The organism is Extensimonas perlucida (assembly GCF_007655255.1).
Classification (GTDB): domain Bacteria; phylum Pseudomonadota; class Gammaproteobacteria; order Burkholderiales; family Burkholderiaceae_C; genus Extensimonas; species Extensimonas perlucida.
Map to the genome: position 1 here is coordinate 193,968 of NZ_VMYE01000002.1, position 21,165 is coordinate 215,132.

Sequence of the window (21,165 nt, forward strand, 5' to 3'; positions counted from 1 at the left end):
ATGCCCGCGCCTGCAGGCGCACAGGCAGGCGCGCCCCAGAGCACGCGCGCGCACGTGCCCGACGTTCCCGGCGTCGCCTTGTGGCAGCAGCTGGGCGCCGTCGCCGCCGCGCTGCAAGACATCATGGCGGGCCGCTCGGGCACGGCGGTGCTCGCCGCAGTGGCGCCCGAGATGCGCCCTGGCGTGCAGGCCCTGCTGTACCAGGTGCTGCGCGCGCTCGGGCGGGCGCAGGCGCTGCGCAGCCAACTGGCCGCACGCAGGCCGCCGCCGCCGGTCGATGCGCTGCTGTGCACGGCGCTGGCCCTGGGCTGGCAGGAGGACGCGGCCCCCTATCCACCGCACACCCTGCTGCACCAGGCCGTCGAAGCCGCGAAACACCACCCCGCCACGCGCGCGCACGCGGGCTTCCTCAACGCCTGTCTGCGCCGCTTTTTGCGCGAGCGCGCCGCGCTGGTGGCCGCGACCGACGCCGATCCGCTGGCGCGCTGGAACCACCCGCCGTGGTGGGTGCAGCGCCTGCAAAAAGACCATCCGCAGCATTGGCAGCAGATCCTGCAGGCCAACAACGCTGCGGCGCCCATGGCGCTGCGCATCAACAAGCAAAAATGCACGCTGACGCAGTACCAGCAAGCACTACAAGCTATCAATATAGAAGCTGATGCGGTGACCGAAAGCGCTCTGCTGCTGCGCCATCCGGTGCCCGTGCACAAGCTGCCGGGCTTCGAGGCGGGGCTGGTCTCGGTGCAGGACGCCGGGGCGCAACTGGCCGCGCCGCTGCTGCTGCAGGGGCTGGACCTGGCCCAGTCCCAACTCCAGCCCCAACTCCAGTCCTTGCGCGTGCTCGACGCCTGCGCCGCGCCCGGCGGCAAGACCGCGCACCTGCTCGAACTCGCGCCGCCCGGCGCTCCGCTGCAGGTGACGGCGCTGGAAGTCGATGCGGCGCGCTGCGAACGCATCCATGCCAATTTGCACAGGTTGGGCCTGCAGGCGCAAGTGCTCGTGGCCGACGCCGCGCGCCCGCAGGATTGGTGGCCGCAGCATTGCGCCGGCCTGCCCTTTGACGCCATCTTGCTCGACGCGCCCTGCACCGCCTCGGGCATAGTGCGCCGCCATCCCGACGTGCGCTGGCTGCGCCGCCCCGGCGACATCGACCAGCTTGCCGCCCAGCAGCGGCGCCTGCTCGACGCGCTGTGGCCCTTGCTGCGCCCCGGCGGCCGGCTGCTGTATTGCACCTGCTCGGTATTCCGCGCCGAAGGGGAAGACCAGGCGCAAATGTTTCTTGCGCGCCACAAAGACGCACAGCGGCTGCCCGCGCCCGGGCATTTGCTGCCCTCGGGCCCCGACAATCCCCGGACTGGCCTGGACGAGCTGCCTTATGACCACGACGGATTCTTTTACGCCTTGTTTCAAAAAACCCTGGCATGACAAGTGGGCCGGCTGGGCATTGCGCCTGGGCGTCGCGCTGCTGTGTGCGCTGCTGCTGCAGGGGCAGGCCTGGGCAGAGCAAGCCGTGGGCGAAGTCGAAGAGCTGCGCGTAGAGCGCGCCGAGGACGGGCTGTACCTGAGCGCGACCCTGCAATTCGCCCTGCCCGAGCTGGTCGAAGACGCGCTGCGCAAAGGCATCCCCATGTTTTTCGTGGTGCAGGCGCAGGTGCTGCGTGATCGCTGGTACTGGTCGGACCGCGAGGTGGCCGACGCGCGCCGCTACCTGCGCCTGAGCTACCAGCCGCTCACGCGCAAGTGGCGCCTGAACACCTCGCCCGCGCCCTTCAGCAATTCGGGCCTGGGCGTCACCTTGGGGCAGAGCTTCGACGACCTGGCCGACGCGCTCGCCGCGATGCGCCGCATTGCGCGCTGGAAGATCGCCGACGCCAGCGCGATCGAGGTCGGCGCAGGCCATACGCTGCGCTTTTACTTCCAGCTCGACCTGTCGCAACTGCCGCGCCCCTTCCAGATCGGCGCCGTGGGCCGCGCGGGCTGGAGCCTGCAGCTCGAGCGCAGCCTGCGCTTCGTGCCTGAAACCGCGCCATGAGCCGCGCCATGAGCCGCCCCCGCAAGCCAGCGCCCCCGCCGCCGCAGACCGGGCCGGACGCCGCCACCGACGCCGCCGCGGCGGACGGCTCGGCCGCCTCCGCCTCCGCCTCCGTGCGCGCGGCCCAGCGGCAGGCGCGTGCCGTGCGCTGGATGGTGGGCGTGGGCCTGGCCATCGTGGTCGCCATCGGCCTGGTGCTGCTGTTTTTGCTCACCCTGGCCACGAACAACCGCGAGCTGTACGAGCGCCATTACCCCTGGCTGCTCGGGCTCAACGTGCTCGTGGCCGTGCTGCTGCTGCTCGTGCTTGTGTGGATGGTCGCGCGGCTGGGCCTGCGGCTGCGCCGCAAGCGCTTTGGCAGCCGGCTGCTGTTCAAGCTCGCGGGCATTTTCGGCCTCGTGGGCCTGGTGCCGGGGCTGCTGATCTACATCGTCTCGTACCAGTTCGTCACGCGCTCGATCGAGAGCTGGTTCGACGTGAAGGTCGAAGGCGCGCTCGCCGCGGGCGTGAACCTGGCGCGCGTCTCGCTCGACGCCATGGCCAGCGACATGGCCGCCAAAACACGCGCTGCCAGCGCCCAGCTGGCCCAGGTGCCAGACGCCGCCGCCGGGTTGGTGCTCGAGCGCATCCGCGACCAGCTCGGCGCCACCGACGTGGTGCTGTGGAGCGCGGCAGGCCGCCCTTTGGCAAGCGTGGGCCAGTCGCGCTTCGAGCTGAACCCCGAGCGCCCCAGCGCGGCGCAATTGCGCCTGGCGCACGAGCAGCGCCTGACCACGCAGATCGAGGGGCTGGACGACATTGCACCCGGCACCACCGCGCCGCCCCCCGCGCGCGTCAAAGTGCTCGTGCTGGTCAGCAGCCCCAGCGTGGGCCTGTTCGCAGAGCCGCGCTACCTGCAGGCCACCATTCCCTTGCCGCCCGCGCTCATCGCCAACGCCATTGCCGTGCAGGAGGCCAACCGCGAATACCAGGAGCGGGCCCTCGCGCGCGACGGCCTGCGCCGCATGTACGTGGGCACGCTCACCCTGAGCCTGTTTCTGGCCGTGTTCGGCGCGGTGGTGCTCGCGGTGCTGCTGGGCAACCAGCTCGTGCGCCCGCTGCTCGTGCTCGCCGAAGGCGTGCGCGAAGTGGGCGCCGGCAACCTCAGCCCCAAGGCCGCGCTGCAGGGCAAAGACGAACTCGGCGACCTCACGCGCTCCTTTGCGCTCATGACGCAGCAGCTCGCGGACGCGCGCGCTGCGGTCGAGCGCAGCATGGGCGAGGTCGATGCCGCGCGCGCCCAGCTGCAGACCATTCTGGACAACCTCACCGCGGGCGTGCTGGTGCTCGACACGCAGGGCACTTTGCTCTCGGCCAACCCCGGCGCGTCGCGCATCCTGCGCCTGCCGCTGGCAGAGCACATCGGCCAGCCGCTCGCCCAGGTGGCGGGGCTGGCAGAGCTGGCGGCTGCCGTGCAGGCGCAGTTCGACGCCCTGCGGGCAGAGCACGACGCACCCGACGCGCCCAACGTGCACGACATGCGCCCCGCCGGCCACTGGCAGCAGCCCTTCGAGCTGCACGGCGCCGCCGGAGCCACGGTGCAGCACCCCATCAGCCTGATCCTGCGCGGCGCCGTGCTGCCGGGTGGCGCGCACCTGCTCGTCTTCGACGACATCACCGAGATCGTCTCGGCCCAGCGCGCGCAGGCCTGGGGCGAAGTGGCGCGCCGCCTGGCGCACGAAATCAAAAACCCGCTCACCCCCATCCAGCTCTCGGCCGAGCGGCTCGCCATGAAGCTCGCGGGCAAGCTCGCGCCGCCCGAGCAGGCCATCCTGGCCAAATCGGTCAAGACCATCGTCGAGCAGGTCGATGCCATGAAGCGGCTCGTGAACGAATTCCGCAACTACGCGCGCCTGCCATCGGCCGAGCTGCAGCCGCTGGACCTGAACGCCCTGGTGAGCGAGGTGCTGCAGCTGTACGGCGAGGAAAACGCCACCGTCCCCGTGCAGGCAGACCTGGACCCGCGCTGCCCGCCCATCGCGGGCGACGCGCAGCAGCTGCGCCAAGTGGTGCACAACCTGCTGCAAAACGCGCAGGACGCCACCCTGCAGGCCACGAGCGGCCAGGCGCCACCGCCGCCCGTGCGCATCGTCACGCGCTGGAATGAATCCTCCCGCCGCGTGCGCCTGAGCGTGCAGGACAGCGGCCCCGGCTTTGCGCAGCACATCCTGCAGCGCGCCTTCGAGCCCTATGTCACCACCAAGCCGCGCGGCACCGGCCTGGGCCTGGCCGTGGTCAAAAAAATCGCCGACGAGCACGGCGCGCGCATCGAGCTGTCCAACCGCGTCGAGGAGGGCGTGGTGCGCGGCGCCCAGGTGTCGCTATCATTCGCCACGACAGTTTCCGTGGCGTCGTGACAACAACGCCACAATCTTTTCGAGGTGCTTCACATCCATGGCAAACATTTTGGTGGTTGACGACGAGCTAGGCATCCGTGAGCTCTTGTCGGAAATTCTCAACGACGAAGGCCACAGCGTAGATCTGGCAGAAAACGCCACCCAGGCCCGCGCCCTGCGCGCCAACAATGGCTATGACCTCGTGCTGCTGGACATCTGGATGCCAGACACCGACGGCGTGACGCTGCTCAAGGAGTGGGCCATGGGCGGCTTGCTCACCATGCCCGTGATCATGATGAGTGGGCACGCCACCATAGACACCGCCGTGGATGCGACACGCATAGGCGCCTTTTCCTTCCTCGAAAAGCCCATCACCCTGCAAAAGCTGCTCAAGGCCGTAGAGCAGGGCCTGGCCCAGGGGCTGCGCCCCCCGCAGCCGTCCGCCGCCACAGCGGCCCCCGCGCCGCAGGCCGCGCCAGCGCTGCAGCCCGCGCCGCCCGGCCACGCCGCAGCCAATGGGTCCGCCGAAGCCGCACCCGCCACCCGGGCCGACCCAGCCCCCACAGGCCACCAGGGCTTCGACCTCGACCTGCCCCTGCGCGAGGCACGCGACCAATTCGAAAAAGCGTATTTCGAATTCCACCTGGCCCGCGAAGGCGGCTCCATGACCCGCGTGGCCGAAAAAACCGGCCTCGAGCGCACCCACCTCTACCGCAAGCTGCGTCAACTGGGCGTGGAACTGGGGCGCGGCAAGCGCGGGTATTGAGCCTGGTTTCCACATTGCCCATGAGGCAGGCCTCCATGGCCTCTCCGAGCTCGCGCACACTGGTGAACACGCCGCGGTGCAGCCGCTCGGTCGTAATGCCGCGAAAGAAACGCTCGACCATGTTCAGCCAAGACGCCGAGGTGGCGTGAAGTGCATGTGAAACAGGGGGCTTGTGGGTGGTGTAGCTGTCGGCAATCAGGTGCAATGTTTTGTCGGGCCCACTGTACGGCGTTGGCTGCAGACAGGTGCGTGGACTTGGGGAACGCCAACAGGAAAGAGATGCTGATTGCGCAAGGAGTGTATTGGGTGCAAAATAAGTGCATATCCATTGCGTGGAGTTGGCGCCATGAGCACCGTACTGCAAAAACCCTTCGCCGAGCAGTTCCGAGAGCCGGACACGCCTTACCTGTCGCCGGCCCGGATCGGGGATTTCTTCGGCTTCAAGGTACAGGAGTTGGCCGAGCGCGCACACGTCCATCGAAACACCCCGACAGCGAGGCCCCAGGCCCCCCAGTTGCAGAAGTATCTGCAGGACATGGTGCGGGTGCTGGCCGTGGCCACCGAGATGACCGGCGATAAAAAGCGTGCAGCATTCCTGCTGCGCAACGAGCCGCTGCGCGCCTTTGGCTACAAGACGGCGGATGCCCTGATCCAGGACGGGCGAGCCGATATGCTCATCGCTTACTTGGAGTCGCTGGCGGGCGGCGCTGCGGGATGATCCTGGCCGTCACGCTCGGCGAGGACAAGGACGAGGCCTGCTACCGCGTCATCTCGCCAGCCTACGCCGGCGCGCCGCTGTCCGGCATGGGCGCTGCGCGCCAGGGCGGCCGCTTCAACCGACCGGGACAGGAGGCGCTCTATCTGTCGCTGGACGAAACCACCGCACTGGCGGAATACAAGCAGGACAACCCCTGGCTGCGGCCGGGCACGATCTGCACTTTTTTCGTCCGCGGACTGCGGGTCGCTGACCTCAGCGCCGGCTTCGACCCGGCGAACTGGCCGCCGCTGTGGGCTGATTTTTCAGTGGACTGGCGGACGGAGTGGTTCGGCAAATCCGTGGAGCCGCCCTCCTGGTACATGGCCGACGATGTCGTCTCTGAGGGGCTGGACGGAATCCTGTTTCCCTCGCAGGCTCGCCGCAGTGGCCTCAATCTGGTGGTCTATCGGAGTTCGTCCAGGCCTCTCGATCAATTGCGCGTGTACGACCCCGACGGCGCCCTGAGGAAGATCGCGCCTCGGTAAGCGGTCGGGCGTCTTCGTCAGAAATTGGGGTCAGAAATTGGGGTCAGACTCCAATTTCCGCGCCCCATAGAATGCCGCCCATGTCCCACGAAGACGACGCCTCGTACAAACTGCTGTTCTCCGCACCCGAAGTGGTACGCGACCTGGTGCTGGGCTTCATTCCCGATGCCTGGCTGCACAGCCTGGACTACTCCACGCTCGAGAAAATGCCGGGCAGCTACATCACCGACGACCTGCGCCAGCGCGCCGACGACGTCGTCTGGCGCGTCAAGGCCGACGGCGAATGGATGTACCTGTACCTGCTCATCGAATTCCAGAGCAGCGTCGATGCCTGGATGGCCGTGCGCATCATGACCTACGTCGGGCTGCTGTACCAAGACCTGATCCGCCGCAGCGAAGTGCCAGGCGGCAAAAGGCTGCCCCCGGTGCTGCCCATCGTGCTCTACAACGGCGACGCCAAATGGACGGCCGCCACCGACATCGCCACACTGATCCCCAAAGTGCCCGGTCTGGTGGCAAAGTACCTGCCCAAGCTCGAATACCTGCTGATCGACGAAAACCAGTACGCCGAAGCAGACTTGGCGGAGTTGAAAAACCTCGTGGCAGCCATCATCCGCATCGAGCACCCGGAGAATGAACAAGCGCTGCTCGCGCTGATCGACCTGGTCAACGAGCTGCTGCAAGGCAATGCAGAGTTGAAGCGCACTTTTGCGATCTGGATTCGTGCGGTACTCTTGCGTCAGAGCAAGGACAGCCTGGTGCTGCCCAAGGTGCAAGACTTGAAGGAGTTGAAAATGACGTTGGCTGAACGCTTTGACCAGTGGGCGCGGAATTATGAGCAAAAGGGCATCGAGAAAGGCATCGAGAAAGGTGAAGCCCTCCTGCTGCAGCGCCAGTTGACGCGCCGCTTTGGCACTTTGCCCAGCGACGTCGTTGGCCAGATTGCCGGGGCCACCGCAGCACAGTTGGAGCAATGGGGCGACCGCGTGCTGGATGCCGCCAGCCTGGAAGAAGTCTTTCGCCCCTGAGGGCGCAGAAATTGGGGTCAGATTCCAATTTCCGCGCCCCATAGAATGCCGCCCATGCCTCGCGAAGACGACGCCTCGTACAAACTGCTGTTCTCCGCACCCGAAGTGGTACGCGACTTGGTGCTGGGCTTCATTCCCGATGCCTGGCTGCACAGTCTGGACTACTCCACGCTCGAGAAAATGCCGGGCAGCTACATCACCGACGACCTGCGCCAGCGCGCCGACGACGTCATCTGGCGCGTCAAGGCCGATGGCGAATGGATGTACCTGTACCTGCTCATCGAATTCCAGAGCAGCGTCGATGCCTGGATGGCCGTGCGCATCATGACCTACGTCGGGCTGCTGTACCAAGACCTGATCCGCCGCAGCGAAGTGCCCGACGGCAAGAGGCTGCCGCCCGTGCTGCCCATCGTGCTCTACAACGGCGACGCCAAATGGACGGCCGCCACCGACATCGCCACACTGATCCCCAAAGTGCCCGGTCTGGTGGCAAAGTACCTGCCCAAGCTCGAATACCTGCTGATCGACGAAAACCAGTACGCCGAAGCAGACTTGGCGGAGTTGAAAAACCTCGTGGCAGCCATCATCCGCATCGAGCACCCGGAGAATGAACAAGCGCTGCTCGCGCTGATCGACCTGGTCAACGAGCTGCTGCAAGGCAATGCAGAGTTGAAGCGCACTTTTGCGATCTGGATTCGTGCGGTACTCTTGCGTCAGAGCAAGGACAGCCTGGTGCTGCCCAAGGTGCAAGACTTGAAGGAGTTGAAAATGACGTTGGCTGAACGCTTTGACCAGTGGGCTCAGAAGTATGAGCAAAAGGGCATCGAGAAGGGCCTCGAGCAGGGCATTGAAAGAGGCATCGAGAAGGGCGAAGCCCTCCTGCTGCAGCGCCAGTTGACGCGCCGCTTTGGTACTTTGCCCAGCGACGTCGTTGGGCGGATTGCCGGGGCCACCGCAGCGCAGCTGGAGCAATGGGGCGACCGCGTGCTGGATGCCGCCAGCCTGGAAGAAGTCTTTCGCCCCTGAGGGCGTGGCGCCGCCGCTGCGAGCGCTCATCCACCCATTGCGAACAGGTCATCTCAGTGGGCCTGTAGCCAGTCGGCGAACTCAGCCACTGAAAGGACAGGAATGCGAAACTGCGACCTGACCGCCTGAATGTCGCCGTCGCCACTTACCAGAGCATCGGCCTGGCCCACGGCTGCGAGTGCCAGAAAGATCACATTGTCGGCGTCACGAATCTCTGGCAGTCCCGCAGGCGGCGTCTCGACCTTGACGGTTTCCACGAACGGCAGAAATTCAGCCAGCAGTGCCTCTTGCTCGTTTTGGCTCAGTTTGAATTTGGGATAAGCGAGCACGCGCAGCAACTCGCAGATCGTGTCGCGGCTGGCCAAAGGGATCAAGCGCTTGGTCTGCCAAGCCTCCTGCAGCCAGGCAAACTTGCCGCGCGAGAAGATCAGGGCCGAAACCAGGCAGTTGGTGTCGAGGACAACGCGCGGGGCGCTCATCCGCGCTTTCTTGCCCAGGCGATGGCGTCAGCCACGTCATCTTGCGTGATACCCAGTTCCTCCAACTTCGCCCGTACCGCGTCGGCCTGCTGCAGTCGCACCGGCGTCAGCACGATCTTGCCGTCTTGAACGGTCACGTCGTAGTAGTCGGCTTCGCCCACCGTTTGGACGATGGCCTTGGGCAAGGTGACTTGGTTCTTGCTTGTGCGCTTGGCCAGCATGGCAACATCCGAAAGTAAGGAAGTAAGGAGCGCGATTTTAGCCCCCCCAGGAGGCGAGCCAATGCAGCAAGCATGCCCCATGCATTCGCCCCTACAGCCGCTCATCCACCCATTCACGCGGCCACACCGACTTCACGTCGAACACCACGCCGCCCGGCGCCAGCAGCTGTTGGACCTGCTCCGGCGCCATGCGGCAAAACGGCTCGTGCGCCACGGCCAGCACCAGCGCGTCCCACGGCCCCGCGGGCAAGGTGCTGGCCAGTGGCTCGCCATACTCGTGCAGCACCTGCGGCGCATCGGCCACGGGGTCGTGCACCTGCACCTGGGCGCCAAAATCGCGCAGGGTGTGCACGATGTCCATCACCTTGGTGTTGCGAATGTCCGGGCAGTTTTCCTTGAAGGTCACGCCCAGCACCAGCACGCGCGCGCCGCGCGGTGCAAAACCGCGCCGCGACAGCAGCCGCAGCACCCGCATGGCCACATGCTCGCCCATGCCGTCGTTGATACGCCGCCCGGCCAGGATCATCTCAGGGTGGTAGCCCAGCTGCTGCGCCTTGTAAGTCAGGTAGTACGGGTCCACGCCAATGCAATGCCCGCCCACCAGCCCAGGGCGAAAAGGCAAAAAGTTCCACTTCGTGCCCGCCGCGTCCAGCACCTCGCGCGAATCCAGCCCCAGGCGCTCGAACAAAATCGCCAGCTCGTTGACCAGCGCAATGTTCACGTCGCGCTGAATGTTCTCGATCACCTTCGCCGCCTCGGCCACGCGCAGCGAGCCCACCGGGTGCGTGCCCGCGCGAATGATCTGGCGATACAAAGCGTCCACATAAGCCGCGCACTCGGGCGTCGAGCCCGAAGTCACCTTGACCACGTCCGCCAGCCGCCGCTGCCGGTCGCCCGGGTTCACGCGCTCGGGGCTGTAGCCCACGAAAAAGCCCTCGTTGAAGCGCAGGCCCGAGGCGCGCTCCAGCACCGGCACGCACACCTCCTCGGTGCAGCCCGGGTACACCGTGCTCTCGTAAATCACCAGGCCACCCGCGCGCAAATGCCGCCCCACGAGCGCGCTGGCCGCCTCCAGCGGCCCCAGGTCAGGCCGCGCCGCCGCGTCCACCGGCGTAGGCACGGCCACGATGAACACGTTGCACGCGGCCAAGTCCGCCTCGTCGGCGCTGAAGCGCAAGCGGCCCGCCGCCGCCAGCTCCTGCGCATCCACCTCGGCGCTCGCGTCGAGCCCCTGCTGCAACTGCGCAATGCGCGCCGCGCTCACGTCAAAACCCACGGTAGCATGGTGCTGCCCGAACGCCACCGCAAGCGGCAGCCCCACGTAGCCTAGGCCGATGATGGCGATGCGGGGGGAGGAGGGGAGGGGTGAAGGGGTCAGGGGCATAAAAAGCAAACGAAATGGCAAGAAAGCAGGCGTGGGCCGAAGAGCGTAACGAGGCAGCCTCTATCATCCGGCACCGTGTGGTCAAAAGCTGATGTGCCAAGCACAGGGCGCTATGATCGCCGAACTACCCCGGTTGTTTCCGGCCCGTTCCCTCTCAACATGACCACACCCGAGCGTAAACGCGCGCAGATTTCTGGCGTCACCGGTCAGGAAACCCGCCCCAACGTGCCCGCCGGTAGCCGACCTCAGCCCCGCAGCGGCACCGGCCTTCCCAACACCCGCTCGAACACCGCCCGATATCCCTCCACCATCCGCTCCAGCGTGTAGCGGCACTCGACCACCCGTCGGTTGTGCTGGCCCATGCGCCGCACCCGCTCGCGGTCGGCGGCCAGCGTGCGCAGGGCAGCGGCGTAAGCCTCCGGCTCACCGACCGGACACAGCAACCCGCCCAGGGCGCGCTCGATAAGCTCCGGGTTCGACGCCGCGTCGCTTGCCACCACGGCAAGGCCGCTCGCCATCGCCTCCAGCAGTGCCAGGCTCATGCCCTCGCGCACGGTCGGCAGCAGCAGCACATCGAACTGCCGGTACAGCGCCGGCATGTCCGCGTGAGGCACGCGGCCAATCGCCTTGAGTCCCGCCCAGCGCGGATCGCCGATGCCCGCCCGCGCACCCGTGGTGTAGTGAATCTCCACGTCCGGCCCGGCCAGGCGCGCGATTTCCGGCAACAGGTCGGCGCCCTTGCGGCGCGTCAGATTGCCGCTGAACAGCACCTGCAGCGGACCGTCAGTCGGTTCCCCCACAGCCGGAGAAAACCGACCTGTATCCACGCCATTCGGAATCACCTCGATGGCGCCGGTGAACCGCATGTCCTCCCGCACCAGCGCTGCCGTGAATGCGCTCACCGCGGTCACTGCCTGTGCGCGTCGCAGGGCGAGCCGCGTGAACAGGCGCAGATCGGTGGCGTAATGCAGGCACTGCGCGCGCGAACTGAAAGGCCGCATCGCGCTATCGAGCACGTAGTTGTGGAAAGTCACCACCAGCGGGGTGCCGCGCCGACAAGCGAATACCGCATGATCCGGTGGCGCATGCACCAGATCGGTTGGCTGCTGGCCCAGGCGCCACAGCAGCGGCGGGCAATACTCCCAGGCCGGTGGATAGGTTTCAAGCCCGTAGCCTTGTATGGCGCGCGTGAGCGCGCTATGCACTACCGATGCCCCACTGCCGGCCGGCACGCAGCCGATGATGCGCGGATCGCCCTGCATCAGGCCGGCGCAAACGGTTCGAGCAGCCGGTACGGCGCGGAGCGGTAGCGCACGCGGCCGGCGCACAGGGCGAGCAGCACCGCGGCTTTCTTGGGCGAGATCGCTGCCGCCAGTGGCGAGGCCCGCCACATGCGCCAGCAACGCATGCCCAGTCCGGCACCGCGGCAGCCGATGAACAGCCATTGCTGCGCCACCACCTGTGCCGCGGCCGGATTGCCGGCGAAATGCTCGCGTAGCCGGACGAGCCATGCCTCGAAGGCACGCAGCTCGTCCAGAGAGTCAATGGGCGCCGGGTCCCGGACCCGCACGTGCAGGTCCACTTCCTCCTGGCTCGCTGAAATGCCGCAGTCGGTCAGATAGCGCGCACGGATGCGGTGCGCTAACGCCGCCTGTTCAGAATTGAAGACTCTGGATGCCTGTACGGCCGAAAGCCGATACCGCATCAGAACTTGCGGGACATTGCCGAAACGCGCGCCAGCAGCGGCAAGTCGGGTCCACAGGTCGTAGTCCTCGGCCGCGCGTTGAAATTCAGCGCTATAACCCCCGATCCGCAACACCCAGTCACGACGCATTAGAACGGATGGATGCAGTAGCGGGGGCTGAAAATGAAGCGCAGCTTTGATGGCGCCGTCATCTACCGGAGGCCGCGCGATTCCCCCCGGCACATGCCCAAATCGGCGATACCAGGTGCCGCAAATATCCAGACCGTGGGTATCGATAAACATCACTTGCGTTTCCAGCCGGGGCGGGTATGCGACATCGTCGTCGTGCATTACCGCGACCAACGGCGACCGGGCCATTGTTAGTAGACGATTGAGCGCCACCGGCAAACCCTGGCCGTGCGCGTGGCGGATGACCCGGACGCGGGCGTCACGCTGGCGCGCCGCGTCGAGCACCTGCGCAGTGTCGTCGGTCGAACCGTCGTCGAGCACCAGAATCTCGATGTCGCGCAAGGTCTGCCGCTGCACGCTGGCCAAGGCCGCACGCAGCAGCCCGGCGCGGTTGCGCGTAGGCACCAGTACGCTGACTTGCGGATGGGTCGTCACGCCGGCTCGCGTCATGGCATCGACGGCTTGGCCGTGACGCGTAAAAGCAGGTCTTCCCACTGCGGCATGATGCGTTCGGATGTGTAGGTGGCCGCACGTGCCCGCCCCAGGACGGCATAGTGACTCCGTGCCGTGTCATCCGTGAGCAGATGGGCTAATGCATCCGTGAACGCACCTTCGTCACTATCGGGAGTGAGTACGCCGGCCTTCCCGCCGTCTAATACCTCCCGCGGGCCGGATTCACAGTCCATTGCGACCACAGGCAAACCGGCACTCATCGCCTCAATGAGCGTCAGGCCAAACCCCTCATAACGCGAGCACATTCCAAACACGGTGGCCTTTTGGTAAAACGGTGTCGGATCGTCCACGTGTCCGGCAAACAATGTCGTAGATCCGACGCCGAGTCGCTCAACTTCCGCTTCGAGCGCACCCTTTTCAGGCCCCGTTCCGACGATTATCAGATGGTGCTCGATGCCCCGGTCGAGCAGCGACCGATGCGCGCGAAGCAGCCGGTCCAGGGCCTTCTGTGGCGCGAGTCGCGCGACTGTAAGAAGCACTGGCCGTCGAAACCACGGGTCCCACTCCGAGCGCCACGAGGTGGAAGCCTCGGGTGTCGGCAGTTCTATGAAGTTGGGGATTACCCACCAATGCGGCGGGCGTCTGCATCGCAACGCCTGAGCTAGGGATTCGGCCGCGCCCTCGCTCGGAAACACAATGCATTGAGCCCGCCGATATACCCATCGGGCAATCGAATCGTGACCGGGGGGCAAAAGTGAGCCTAAACGTGAGTAAGCCACATGCGTCCACGAAATGAAGGGCCGACAGGCGATCATGCTAGCCAACCAACCGTAGTTGGTCGCGGCGATTTCCTGCGCCGCCAGCACAACGTCGTGCGCTCTGGCCAAGCGCGTCAGCCCGAATAGTGCTTTGATTTGCCGTCGGCGGCCGGCGGGTACCAGCGGCGCGAATGTCATGCCGGGCTCGACTGGGCTGACAGGCGCGTCGGGCGTGGGAAATAGCGTAGTGAGCGTAATGGACCAACCAGATTCCATTAGGCGGCGACTGACGGACATCACGATACGTGTGGTGCCCCCGGCCGCCAGCGTGGGCAGGATGATCAGCAACTGCTTGCGCACTTTTATCCGTCCTGCGCCGGTCGGTACGCCAGCATTTCCAGTGTTTCCTCGAAACACTTTGGAAAAGGATGCTGATCCCGAAGCGTGTATAGGCCCAAATGAAGTGCGTGATTCATGATGTAGCGAACACGGTTCAACGCCCGCAGGAGTGATCGTCCGGGTTTGCGAAACGAGAAAAAAAGACGCGGCGCATGGAGCACGATTTCCGTGCGCTCAAAGCCAGCCAGTTCCAGTACCTGGCGCAGGGAGTATTCATTGAAGCTGATGAGGTGCGTGAAGTCTATCGCGTGGTTAAAACCACCGAGCAGGCTGCTGGCATTGGGTACCGCGACGCTGATCAACCCGCCAGGTTTGAGCAGCCCATACAGACGCTCCAGCGTTTCGATGACCTGGTCCCGCTGGATGTGTTCGAGCACCTGATGAAGCACGATGGCATCGAATCGGCCCGCGCAGTCGTCGAGCGTTTGTGTTCCAAGATGCCGCAGGTCGACGGTGGTGCCGGCCAATCGATCTCGGGCGTGTCGCAGCACCGATTCGGAAATGTCGGCCCCGACCAGATGGCGAAGGCCAAGCCTATGCAGAACCGACAGCATGTAGCCGTCGGCGCATCCATAGTCGAGGATGTGCGCATCGGGCGGGAGCCGCGTCAGCCAGCGGGGGGCGCGATCCCGCATGAGCTCGTTCGTATTGAGCGTTTTTGAGTCCCTGAGTTGGTGTAGACGCAAATAATGCTCGTTGTAATGCTCGAATGCGCGATTGGTCATCTCATGCCCTGTTGATGGTTTCGCGCTTTTTTGAGGATAGCGCTTTGAAATGCGATCATCGCCACTTCCGAACCATAAGCGGCGATGGCGGCGCCGGTCAGGCCAAACGACGGCACCAGCAATAGCGTGCAGCTCGCACCGGCCGCCGCGCCCACTGCATAAATCCAATAGAGGTGAGTTTGCCCGTCGCGACTGACAATTACGGCGGTCAGCAGCGTGCGGATCACGAACAGGCAGGGCATGAAAGCAAGCAGGCGAATGACGTTGGCGGAGGGAGCGTAACTTTCACCCAGTAGTACAGGTAGCCAGTGGGCACCGGCCATCAGCACCAGGCCGCCCGCCACGGCCAGCGATAGCGGCATTGCGCCAAGCACAAATATCGTCGAAATGCTGGGCGTGCTGCGGTAAGCGCGGGGAAGCAGTGCTTCCAGCAATGCCTGCAGTGGAACCAACAAAAGCTCGGTCACCCGCTGCGCCGCGCTGAATACCCCTACGCCGGCCATCGCATCCAGCCGCGCCAGGATGGGTTTGTTGGCTTCCGCCTGCACGCGCACGGCCGAGCCAGCAAAGGCGAAGGGAAAGCCGACGGCGGTGAGGCTGGAAAGGGATATGCCTGATCGGCGCGGCCGGCCGAATACGCGTATCACTACGAGCGTTGCGGCAAGCAGGTAGGCGGCCGTGATCGCGCCGTACCACAGCGCCCAATCGGCCGGCGTGGGTACGGTTACGGCGAGAAGAGCGCAAAAGACGGCCAGCCGCGCCAGGATCAGCCCCGTCATGGTCGCGCCGAAGCCGGCCATGCGTTGCGCCGCCTGCCAGGTGCGGGCCAACACTTCGAGTAGGCTGGCGCCCACCACATCCGCCAGCACGATGGCCACCACCGAATAAGCCGGCAGAACAGGTGACACCAGCAGCCGGCACGCGACGAACGCCAGCACGCACAGTGGCACCACGGAAGCAGCCCACAGCCATAGCGCATCGCCCAGATGCATGGCGAGCTGCTGGGGATTGCGGGCGCCATCGCGCAGCATGACCGCCTGCCCGCCAAGCCCTGCCAGCGGCGCAAAGAACGTGGCCACCGCCATCACCGCGATCAGCGTCCCGTAGCCGGCCGCGCCCATCGACCTTGCGACGAGCACGAACAGCGCCGTCTGCGCAGCCGTGCGCAGCGCCAGCCAGCCGAACAGCGTGCCGCTGGCGCGCAGATAGCCTCCGGGGCGCCAGGCAAGCAGGCGTGTGAATATGGCGGTAGTTGCGTTCAAGGTGGTGTTGTTCCAGTTGAGCCTCTTGCAAAACTCGCTGTCTGAACGGATTTTTCTTGTCGCACGGCGGGCAAAAAAGGTAGCAGGCGACCATTGCTGCATGATGATATTGCCTTGATTTCTTCATCATATCTGCCTTGAAGAACGGTACCACAAGCATGGTGGCCCCCGGCAGATTCATGCAACGCTGGAGTGCGGTTCAGCACGAGTTGATCCCGGAGATACGGGCCGCCGATAAGGAGCTTCCATTTTTCAAGGCCAAGTCTATTTTTTCCCCAAACACCTCCCACGCAAACCCCCGCGCAAACGCGCGGATGCTCGCCTCGTCCAAAGGCGTGGCCAGCAGTTGCACTACGGCGTCGGCAAAGGCAGTGGCATCGCCGGGCGGCACCAGGTAGCCGCTTTGGCCGTGCGCCACGGCGTCTGGCACCCCGCCCGTGGCATAGGCCACCGTGGGCAGGCCGTGGGCGGCGGCTTCGGTGGCGACCATGCCGAAGCCTTCGGGGTCGTTGGGTCGTTCGCGGATGGGAAAGACATGTACCTGTGCGGCTTGGTAAGCGGCGGCGAGTTCTTCTTCCGATACTTTGCCGAGAAAAAGCACATGCTGCGCCACTCCGGCTGTTGCGGCGGCGGACTGGATGCTGGCGGGGGTTTGCGCCTGGCCGAACAAGGCATTGGCGGGCGCATCGCCGATCACCAGCAGGCGCGTGTCGGCCCGCTTGGCAACGATGCGCGGCAGCACTTCGGTGACGAATTCGCGCAGGCCTTTGCGCGCCGTCAGGCGTCCGACCGAAAGCAGCAGCGGCGCATCGCCCAGCCCGTGCGCGGCGCGAAAGGCGCGGGCAGCGGGTGTGGGCAGGGTGCCGGGTGCATCGGCTGGCAGCTGTACGCCTGGGTGCACGATGTGGATGCGCTGCGGGCTAATGCCGGCCTGCGCGGCCAGCGCTGCCGTGGCACGGCTGTTGGCGATCACGGCGTCGAGCCGGCGCAGCGCCGGCAGCCACAGGCGCCGGTACAGCGCATGCGGCACGGTGATGTCCAGCCCATGCACGTAGGCCACGGCCCGCGCACCCGCACAGCGCGCGGCCAGCCAGGCGATGGGCGCCGTCAGCCCGCTACCGGCCAGCACCACGGCGGGGCGCTCGCGCCGCGCGGCCCGCAAGGCGCGCCAGGTGGCGGCGAGCACAAAGCGCCACAAGGGCTTGAGCGGCACTTCTTCCACCGTGACGCCCGTGGGGGCCTTGGCGGCTGCACCTGCGGGGGCGATCACGTGCACAGGGTGGCGCTTGCCAAGCTCCGCCGCCAGATGCCAGTTGAGCCGCTCCATGCCGCCCCACAGCGGCGGAAAGTTGCGCGTCACAAGCAAGACGCGCGGGCGCTCGGGCAACGGCTGCGGGGGCATGGCGTTTGGTGTAGCGGTGCGGATCGCCATCAACCCTCGCGCTTGTAAGTCAAATTGGTGATCTGCTCGGAAAGCAGGCCGATCAGAAACACGATCACCGCTGCCGAAAGCAGCAGCGCGCTCATGTTGGTAAAGCGGCGCTCGGCTAAAAACGTGTGCAGATAATTGCCCAGCCCGAGCAGCAAAAAGCCCGCGCTGACCGGAAAGAAGAGCTTGAGCGGTGAATACAGCGTGGCGATTTTGAAGATGATGAGCAAAAACCGCACGCCGTCGCGCACGAGGCGGATGTGGCTTTTGCCTATGCGCCGCGCCGCGACGATGGGCACGTAGGCCACGGGGTACGCGCTGCGAAAGAACGCCATGGTGCACGTAGTGGGGTACGAAAAGCCGTTGGGCAGCAGGTACAAAAATTCGCGGAACCTGGCGGCGCGCACGGCGCGAAAGCCGCTGGTCAGGTCTTGCACCTTGTGGCCCGTCATCCAGCTGGCCAGGCGGTTGTAAACGCCGTTGGCCACGCCGCGCCCCACGCTGGCCTGCGAGCCCTGGCCGCGCGCGCCCACGGCCATGTCGTAGCCCTCGTCCAGCTTGGCCAGCAGGCGCGCGATGTCGGCCGGGTCGTGCTGGCCGTCGGCGTCCATGAAGACCAGCACATCGCCCGTGGCGGCGCGCGCGCCGGCTTTGATGGCGGCGCCGTTGCCCATGCTGTAGGGGCGCGCGAGCACTTGCGCGCCCGCGGCGCGGGCGATGGCGGCGGTGTCGTCGCTGGAGCCGTCGTCCACCACGATGACCTCGGCGGCGGGATAGTGCGCGCGCAGACGCGCGAGCAGCGGGCCTATGGCGGCGGACTCGTTTTTGGCGGGGAGGACGACGCTGATCGTGCTCAAGCCAACGGCGGTGGCAGCGGCGCCAGCAATGGCGCTAGGGCTGGCTGGCTGGCTGGCTGGCTGGCGCATGTGCGGATTTTTCAAGGCGGTCTATCAACTTTTCGTGGGCGGTGATGCTGTCGTTCCAGATTTTGGCCTGAAAGATATTCTTCGGCGTCTTGGCGCGCATCAGTTCCAGGTTTTGCCGCGCAAGGTCGAAGCGGCCTGCACTGATGGGGATTTCGACCAGGCGCTCGGCCACGGGCAGGTAGGTGCGGTACGAAAAAGCGGCTTCCACATGCTGCATGGTGGCGGCAAAGTCGCGCTCGTCGAAGTAGAGCATGGCCAGAGCATCGTTGGCGCAGTAACCGACTTCGCGGCCCGTGGCGATGTGCTTGTTTTTCAGAATTTCGTTGCCCAGCCAATAAAAGTCGGCCCGGCTGAGGCCTGGGCAGGCGTCTTGCATGATGATCTTGGCGGTTTTGTCGAGCGCATCGCAGATGATGCCGTTCAAGCGGCCGGTGGTGATGCGCTCGGGGTGGGCCTTGTATTGCGCAATGCGTGCGCCGGCCTGGCCGGTGAAGCACGAGAGCTGCAGCGCCTGCATGCCAACGCCCAGGTCTTGCGGGTGCGCGTCGGCAAAGCGCGCCATGGCTTCGCCCGCCGCGTGGTAGTTGCCCATCATGGCGTAGGCGAGGGCAAGGTTTTCGGTGGCGCGCACGGACTCGGGGTGCTCCTGGTGCCAGACCATGGCAGAGGTCAGCTTGTCGCCCTGCACTGCCGCCACGGCATGGCACACCGTGGCCACCAGCGCACCATAGACCACGAGCAGCGCCGGGCCCAGCAGCCCGCCGCGCCTGGCCGGTGCCGGCTGCGCGCTCGCCCCGGCGGCACTGCCCACCGTGCTGCTGCGGCGCAAGGCCAGCGCGGCAATGGCGACGACGGGGCCGATGGCGGGCAGGTAGTTGCGGTGCTCAAAATAAAGCTCCAGCGGGATGATGGTGGACTCGAGCAGGTGGCCGGCAAAAAACCACAGCACGGCAAACGCATAAACCGGCGCGCGCCGGCGCAGCCACAGCGCCGAGGCGATCAGGCCGGCGATGAGCAGCAGGGCGGCGAGGGTCGTGGCCGGCTGCAGCAAGCCGGTGGACACCGGAAAGTCATCCTGAAACGGGCCGATCAGGGCGCGGCGCGGCATGAGCAGCAGCGACAAATAGCGCAGCACGATGCGCGGCTCGGTCAGCACGCGCTCCTGCCAGGTAAAGTCGCGCGTGGAATAGGCGCCGGCCAGGTTGGGCAGCAGCTTGAGGATGTACCCCAGGATGCACAGCGCAGGCAGGCCCAGAAAGACGAGCGTCCATTTTTTGTAAGCGGCGCCCAGCGGGGCCACGGTGCGCTGCAGCAGCGTGGCCTGCAGCACGAGCAGCAGCAACGGCAGCAGCGCGCCATTTTCCTTGCTGAAAACGGCCAGCACGGTGCCCAGCACCACGCTCGCGCTCAGGGTGGCGTAGCCGGCGCGCACGCGCCGGGCGGCCAGCAGTTCCAGCCCCTTGAGGTAGCCCAGCGTGCCCAGTAGCGAAAAAGTGAGCGCCAGCGTGGTCATGCGCTGCACGATCATCAGGTTGGTGGACACCAGCAGCGGCTGTGCCATCCACAGCGCCGCTACGGCCAGCGCCAGCCAGTGCGCGCGCAGGCCCGTGTCGCCGCGCAGGCGCTGTACGCGCAGCGCGCACCACATCAGCAGCAGCGCGTTGAGCAGGTGCAGGCAGATGTTGGTGTGGATGAAGTCTGCCGGGGCCACTTCCCACGAGGGTGTGTTGAGCAAAAACGATGCGAGCGCCACCGGCCGCCCCAGCGGGCCGCCCTTGGGCTCGGTGATGAAGGCAATGGCCGAATGCAGGTCGCTAACGTGGGCCAGGCCGGAAAGATTGGGGTAATCGTCAAAGAAAAAGCCGCTGCCGAGCCCCGGCGCATAGAGCTGGTAGCCCAGCACGGGCAGCAGGCAGACGGCGGCGGCAAGCAACAAAAACGCGGGGCGGAGCATGGGCAATGGACGGGCGGGGGATTTGCGCACCGCGGGCACTGGCAGCGGCGCGAGGTGCTGGGCGGAGATTGGAGGGCGCAAGGGCGGAAGAGCTCGAAGGCTACACCATCAGGGGCTTGGCGCGGGCGGGGAGTGTGGCGGGCAGCGCCCGGCGGGCTGGGCATTGTGGGGCGCAGCGCAGTGTGCGATGTGGCCGCAAGGGGCTTGTGCGCCTGTGCTGCGCAGGCGGCGCATTCGCCGCACAAGGGTCATAGGCTCTCGCCCAAAAAAAAGCCCCTCTCGCGAGGGGCTCGGTGCGCCTATGCCGTGTGCTTAGCGGCAGCTGGCGGGGAGGTATTTGATGGGCAGGGCGGCGGTACCACCCGGCTTGCACTTCCAGACGAGCACGCCATTGGTGGTGGACTGCACGGACATCACGAAAGTCTTGCCCGCAGCAGCGCCGGGGAATTTCGACGTGTCACCAGTGGTCTTCAGGGTCAGGAGGCCATCGCTATCCCAGTCGGGCGTACCTGTCAGGCCATAGGCAGTAGCGGAAACACCTGCCGAGGCCAAACTAGTGGGCAAGTGGCCCTGCGAAGAGTAGAACTCGGCAATGCTGGTCTTGGCCTCAGCGCCCTTGGCCAGGACTTCAGAGACCTTGGCGCGCACGGTGTAGTCCTGGTAGGCCGGCAGCGCGATGGCGGCCAAGATGCCAACGATCGCGACGACGATCATCAATTCGATGAGGGTGAAACCCTGCTGCATGGAACGCTTCATGGAAAACTCCTGGTGAAAGGAAGAAAAGGAAAAAACCTGACGGCAGCAAGCATGCAGCAATCGTGCCATGCCTGGGC

The 21,165-nt window shown here is 65.8% G+C and carries 20 protein-coding genes; 8 read left to right on the plus strand and 12 right to left on the minus strand.

The window, feature by feature from the left end:
• The 8 genes from rsmB (at position 1) to FK527_RS03490 (ending at position 8,469) form a co-directional block, all read left to right on the plus strand.
• Positions 1-1,425 (plus strand): 16S rRNA (cytosine(967)-C(5))-methyltransferase RsmB, encoded by a 1,425-nt coding sequence (gene rsmB / locus FK527_RS03450; RefSeq protein ID WP_144730040.1) that lies wholly within the window; start codon positions 1-3, stop codon positions 1,423-1,425.
• A complete protein-coding gene (locus tag FK527_RS03455; protein WP_144729716.1) occupies positions 1,376-2,032 on the plus strand; it encodes a DUF4390 domain-containing protein in 657 nt (218 codons plus the stop codon). Before rsmB ends, FK527_RS03455 begins: the two co-directional genes overlap by 50 nt.
• An 8-nt stretch (positions 2,033-2,040) precedes the next feature.
• Positions 2,041-4,428: a sensor histidine kinase gene (locus tag FK527_RS03460; protein ID WP_144729718.1), complete on the plus strand. Its 2,388-nt coding sequence runs from the start codon at positions 2,041-2,043 to the stop codon at positions 4,426-4,428.
• 37 nt (positions 4,429-4,465) lie between these two features.
• Positions 4,466-5,173 carry a response regulator gene (locus tag FK527_RS03465; protein ID WP_144729720.1) on the plus strand — a complete coding sequence of 236 codons (708 nt, stop codon included), beginning with the start codon at positions 4,466-4,468 and terminating at the stop codon, positions 5,171-5,173.
• A 346-nt stretch (positions 5,174-5,519) separates the two neighbouring features.
• Complete coding sequence (locus FK527_RS03475) at positions 5,520-5,891, plus strand: antitoxin Xre/MbcA/ParS toxin-binding domain-containing protein (protein ID WP_144729722.1); 372 nt, start codon at positions 5,520-5,522, stop codon at positions 5,889-5,891.
• Positions 5,888-6,415 (plus strand): RES family NAD+ phosphorylase, encoded by a 528-nt coding sequence (locus FK527_RS03480; protein WP_144729724.1) that lies wholly within the window; start codon positions 5,888-5,890, stop codon positions 6,413-6,415. Before FK527_RS03475 ends, FK527_RS03480 begins: the two co-directional genes overlap by 4 nt.
• 80 nt (positions 6,416-6,495) lie before the next feature.
• Positions 6,496-7,443, plus strand: a complete 948-nt coding sequence (locus tag FK527_RS03485; protein WP_144729726.1) for an Rpn family recombination-promoting nuclease/putative transposase — start codon at positions 6,496-6,498, stop codon at positions 7,441-7,443.
• A gap of 54 nt (positions 7,444-7,497) precedes the next feature.
• Complete coding sequence (locus FK527_RS03490) at positions 7,498-8,469, plus strand: Rpn family recombination-promoting nuclease/putative transposase (RefSeq protein ID WP_144729728.1); 972 nt, start codon at positions 7,498-7,500, stop codon at positions 8,467-8,469.
• Positions 8,470-8,522: 53 nt separating this feature from the next.
• Here FK527_RS03490 and FK527_RS03495 read toward each other — a convergent pair whose 3' ends face one another.
• The 12 genes from FK527_RS03495 to FK527_RS03550 form a co-directional block, all read right to left on the minus strand.
• Complete coding sequence (locus tag FK527_RS03495) at positions 8,523-8,948, minus strand: putative toxin-antitoxin system toxin component, PIN family (protein ID WP_186298372.1); 426 nt, start codon at positions 8,946-8,948, stop codon at positions 8,523-8,525.
• Complete coding sequence (locus FK527_RS03500) at positions 8,945-9,169, minus strand: AbrB/MazE/SpoVT family DNA-binding domain-containing protein (RefSeq protein WP_144729732.1); 225 nt, start codon at positions 9,167-9,169, stop codon at positions 8,945-8,947. The genes FK527_RS03495 and FK527_RS03500 overlap by 4 nt, the downstream gene beginning before the upstream one ends.
• Positions 9,170-9,260: 91 nt before the next feature.
• Positions 9,261-10,553: a nucleotide sugar dehydrogenase gene (locus FK527_RS03505; protein ID WP_144729734.1), complete on the minus strand. Its 1,293-nt coding sequence runs from the start codon at positions 10,551-10,553 to the stop codon at positions 9,261-9,263.
• Between the two features lie 245 nt (positions 10,554-10,798).
• Complete coding sequence (locus FK527_RS03510; RefSeq protein ID WP_186298373.1) at positions 10,799-11,815, minus strand: glycosyltransferase family 4 protein; 1,017 nt, start codon at positions 11,813-11,815, stop codon at positions 10,799-10,801.
• The gene (locus FK527_RS03515; protein WP_144729738.1) at positions 11,815-12,876 is read right to left on the minus strand and encodes a glycosyltransferase family 2 protein; all 1,062 of its coding nucleotides are present in this window, start codon (positions 12,874-12,876) and stop codon (positions 11,815-11,817) included. Before FK527_RS03515 ends, FK527_RS03510 begins: the two co-directional genes overlap by 1 nt.
• The gene (locus FK527_RS03520) at positions 12,873-13,997 is read right to left on the minus strand and encodes a glycosyltransferase (RefSeq protein ID WP_144729740.1); all 1,125 of its coding nucleotides are present in this window, start codon (positions 13,995-13,997) and stop codon (positions 12,873-12,875) included. The genes FK527_RS03515 and FK527_RS03520 overlap by 4 nt, the downstream gene beginning before the upstream one ends.
• Before the next feature lie 2 nt (positions 13,998-13,999).
• On the minus strand, positions 14,000-14,761 hold the full coding sequence (locus FK527_RS03525; protein ID WP_144729742.1) for a class I SAM-dependent methyltransferase: 762 nt from the start codon (positions 14,759-14,761) through the stop codon (positions 14,000-14,002).
• On the minus strand, positions 14,758-16,125 hold the full coding sequence (locus tag FK527_RS03530; protein ID WP_144729744.1) for a lipopolysaccharide biosynthesis protein: 1,368 nt from the start codon (positions 16,123-16,125) through the stop codon (positions 14,758-14,760). The genes FK527_RS03525 and FK527_RS03530 overlap by 4 nt, the downstream gene beginning before the upstream one ends.
• Before the next feature lie 97 nt (positions 16,126-16,222).
• The gene (locus FK527_RS03535) at positions 16,223-17,425 is read right to left on the minus strand and encodes a glycosyltransferase family 4 protein (protein WP_144729746.1); all 1,203 of its coding nucleotides are present in this window, start codon (positions 17,423-17,425) and stop codon (positions 16,223-16,225) included.
• A gap of 29 nt (positions 17,426-17,454) precedes the next feature.
• Positions 17,455-18,378 carry a glycosyltransferase family 2 protein gene (locus FK527_RS03540; protein WP_222116126.1) on the minus strand — a complete coding sequence of 308 codons (924 nt, stop codon included), beginning with the start codon at positions 18,376-18,378 and terminating at the stop codon, positions 17,455-17,457.
• Positions 18,344-20,332 carry a hypothetical protein gene (locus FK527_RS03545; RefSeq protein WP_144729748.1) on the minus strand — a complete coding sequence of 663 codons (1,989 nt, stop codon included), beginning with the start codon at positions 20,330-20,332 and terminating at the stop codon, positions 18,344-18,346. Before FK527_RS03545 ends, FK527_RS03540 begins: the two co-directional genes overlap by 35 nt.
• 312 nt (positions 20,333-20,644) lie before the next feature.
• Positions 20,645-21,088 (minus strand): pilin, encoded by a 444-nt coding sequence (locus FK527_RS03550; protein WP_144729750.1) that lies wholly within the window; start codon positions 21,086-21,088, stop codon positions 20,645-20,647.
• Positions 21,089-21,165: the final 77 nt, after the last annotated feature.

What these genes read in the sequence shown, in the direction of transcription:
- rsmB (WP_144730040.1), top strand. Translation starts at nt 1, where the DNA reads ATGCCCGCGCCTGCAGGCGCACAGGCAGGCGCGCCCCAGAGCACGCGC.
- FK527_RS03455 (WP_144729716.1), top strand. Translation starts at nt 1,376, where the DNA reads ATGACCACGACGGATTCTTTTACGCCTTGTTTCAAAAAACCCTGGCAT.
- FK527_RS03460 (WP_144729718.1), top strand. Translation starts at nt 2,041, where the DNA reads ATGAGCCGCCCCCGCAAGCCAGCGCCCCCGCCGCCGCAGACCGGGCCG.
- FK527_RS03465 (WP_144729720.1), top strand. Translation starts at nt 4,466, where the DNA reads ATGGCAAACATTTTGGTGGTTGACGACGAGCTAGGCATCCGTGAGCTC.
- FK527_RS03475 (WP_144729722.1), top strand. Translation starts at nt 5,520, where the DNA reads ATGAGCACCGTACTGCAAAAACCCTTCGCCGAGCAGTTCCGAGAGCCG.
- FK527_RS03480 (WP_144729724.1), top strand. Translation starts at nt 5,888, where the DNA reads ATGATCCTGGCCGTCACGCTCGGCGAGGACAAGGACGAGGCCTGCTAC.
- FK527_RS03485 (WP_144729726.1), top strand. Translation starts at nt 6,496, where the DNA reads ATGTCCCACGAAGACGACGCCTCGTACAAACTGCTGTTCTCCGCACCC.
- FK527_RS03490 (WP_144729728.1), top strand. Translation starts at nt 7,498, where the DNA reads ATGCCTCGCGAAGACGACGCCTCGTACAAACTGCTGTTCTCCGCACCC.
- FK527_RS03495 (WP_186298372.1), bottom strand. Translation starts at nt 8,948, where the DNA reads ATGAGCGCCCCGCGCGTTGTCCTCGACACCAACTGCCTGGTTTCGGCC.
- FK527_RS03500 (WP_144729732.1), bottom strand. Translation starts at nt 9,169, where the DNA reads ATGCTGGCCAAGCGCACAAGCAAGAACCAAGTCACCTTGCCCAAGGCC.
- FK527_RS03505 (WP_144729734.1), bottom strand. Translation starts at nt 10,553, where the DNA reads ATGCCCCTGACCCCTTCACCCCTCCCCTCCTCCCCCCGCATCGCCATC.
- FK527_RS03510 (WP_186298373.1), bottom strand. Translation starts at nt 11,815, where the DNA reads ATGCAGGGCGATCCGCGCATCATCGGCTGCGTGCCGGCCGGCAGTGGG.
- FK527_RS03515 (WP_144729738.1), bottom strand. Translation starts at nt 12,876, where the DNA reads ATGACGCGAGCCGGCGTGACGACCCATCCGCAAGTCAGCGTACTGGTG.
- FK527_RS03525 (WP_144729742.1), bottom strand. Translation starts at nt 14,761, where the DNA reads ATGACCAATCGCGCATTCGAGCATTACAACGAGCATTATTTGCGTCTA.
- FK527_RS03530 (WP_144729744.1), bottom strand. Translation starts at nt 16,125, where the DNA reads ATGCAGCAATGGTCGCCTGCTACCTTTTTTGCCCGCCGTGCGACAAGA.
- FK527_RS03535 (WP_144729746.1), bottom strand. Translation starts at nt 17,425, where the DNA reads ATGCCCCCGCAGCCGTTGCCCGAGCGCCCGCGCGTCTTGCTTGTGACG.
- FK527_RS03540 (WP_222116126.1), bottom strand. Translation starts at nt 18,378, where the DNA reads ATGCGCCAGCCAGCCAGCCAGCCAGCCAGCCCTAGCGCCATTGCTGGC.
- FK527_RS03545 (WP_144729748.1), bottom strand. Translation starts at nt 20,332, where the DNA reads ATGCTCCGCCCCGCGTTTTTGTTGCTTGCCGCCGCCGTCTGCCTGCTG.
- FK527_RS03550 (WP_144729750.1), bottom strand. Translation starts at nt 21,088, where the DNA reads ATGAAGCGTTCCATGCAGCAGGGTTTCACCCTCATCGAATTGATGATC.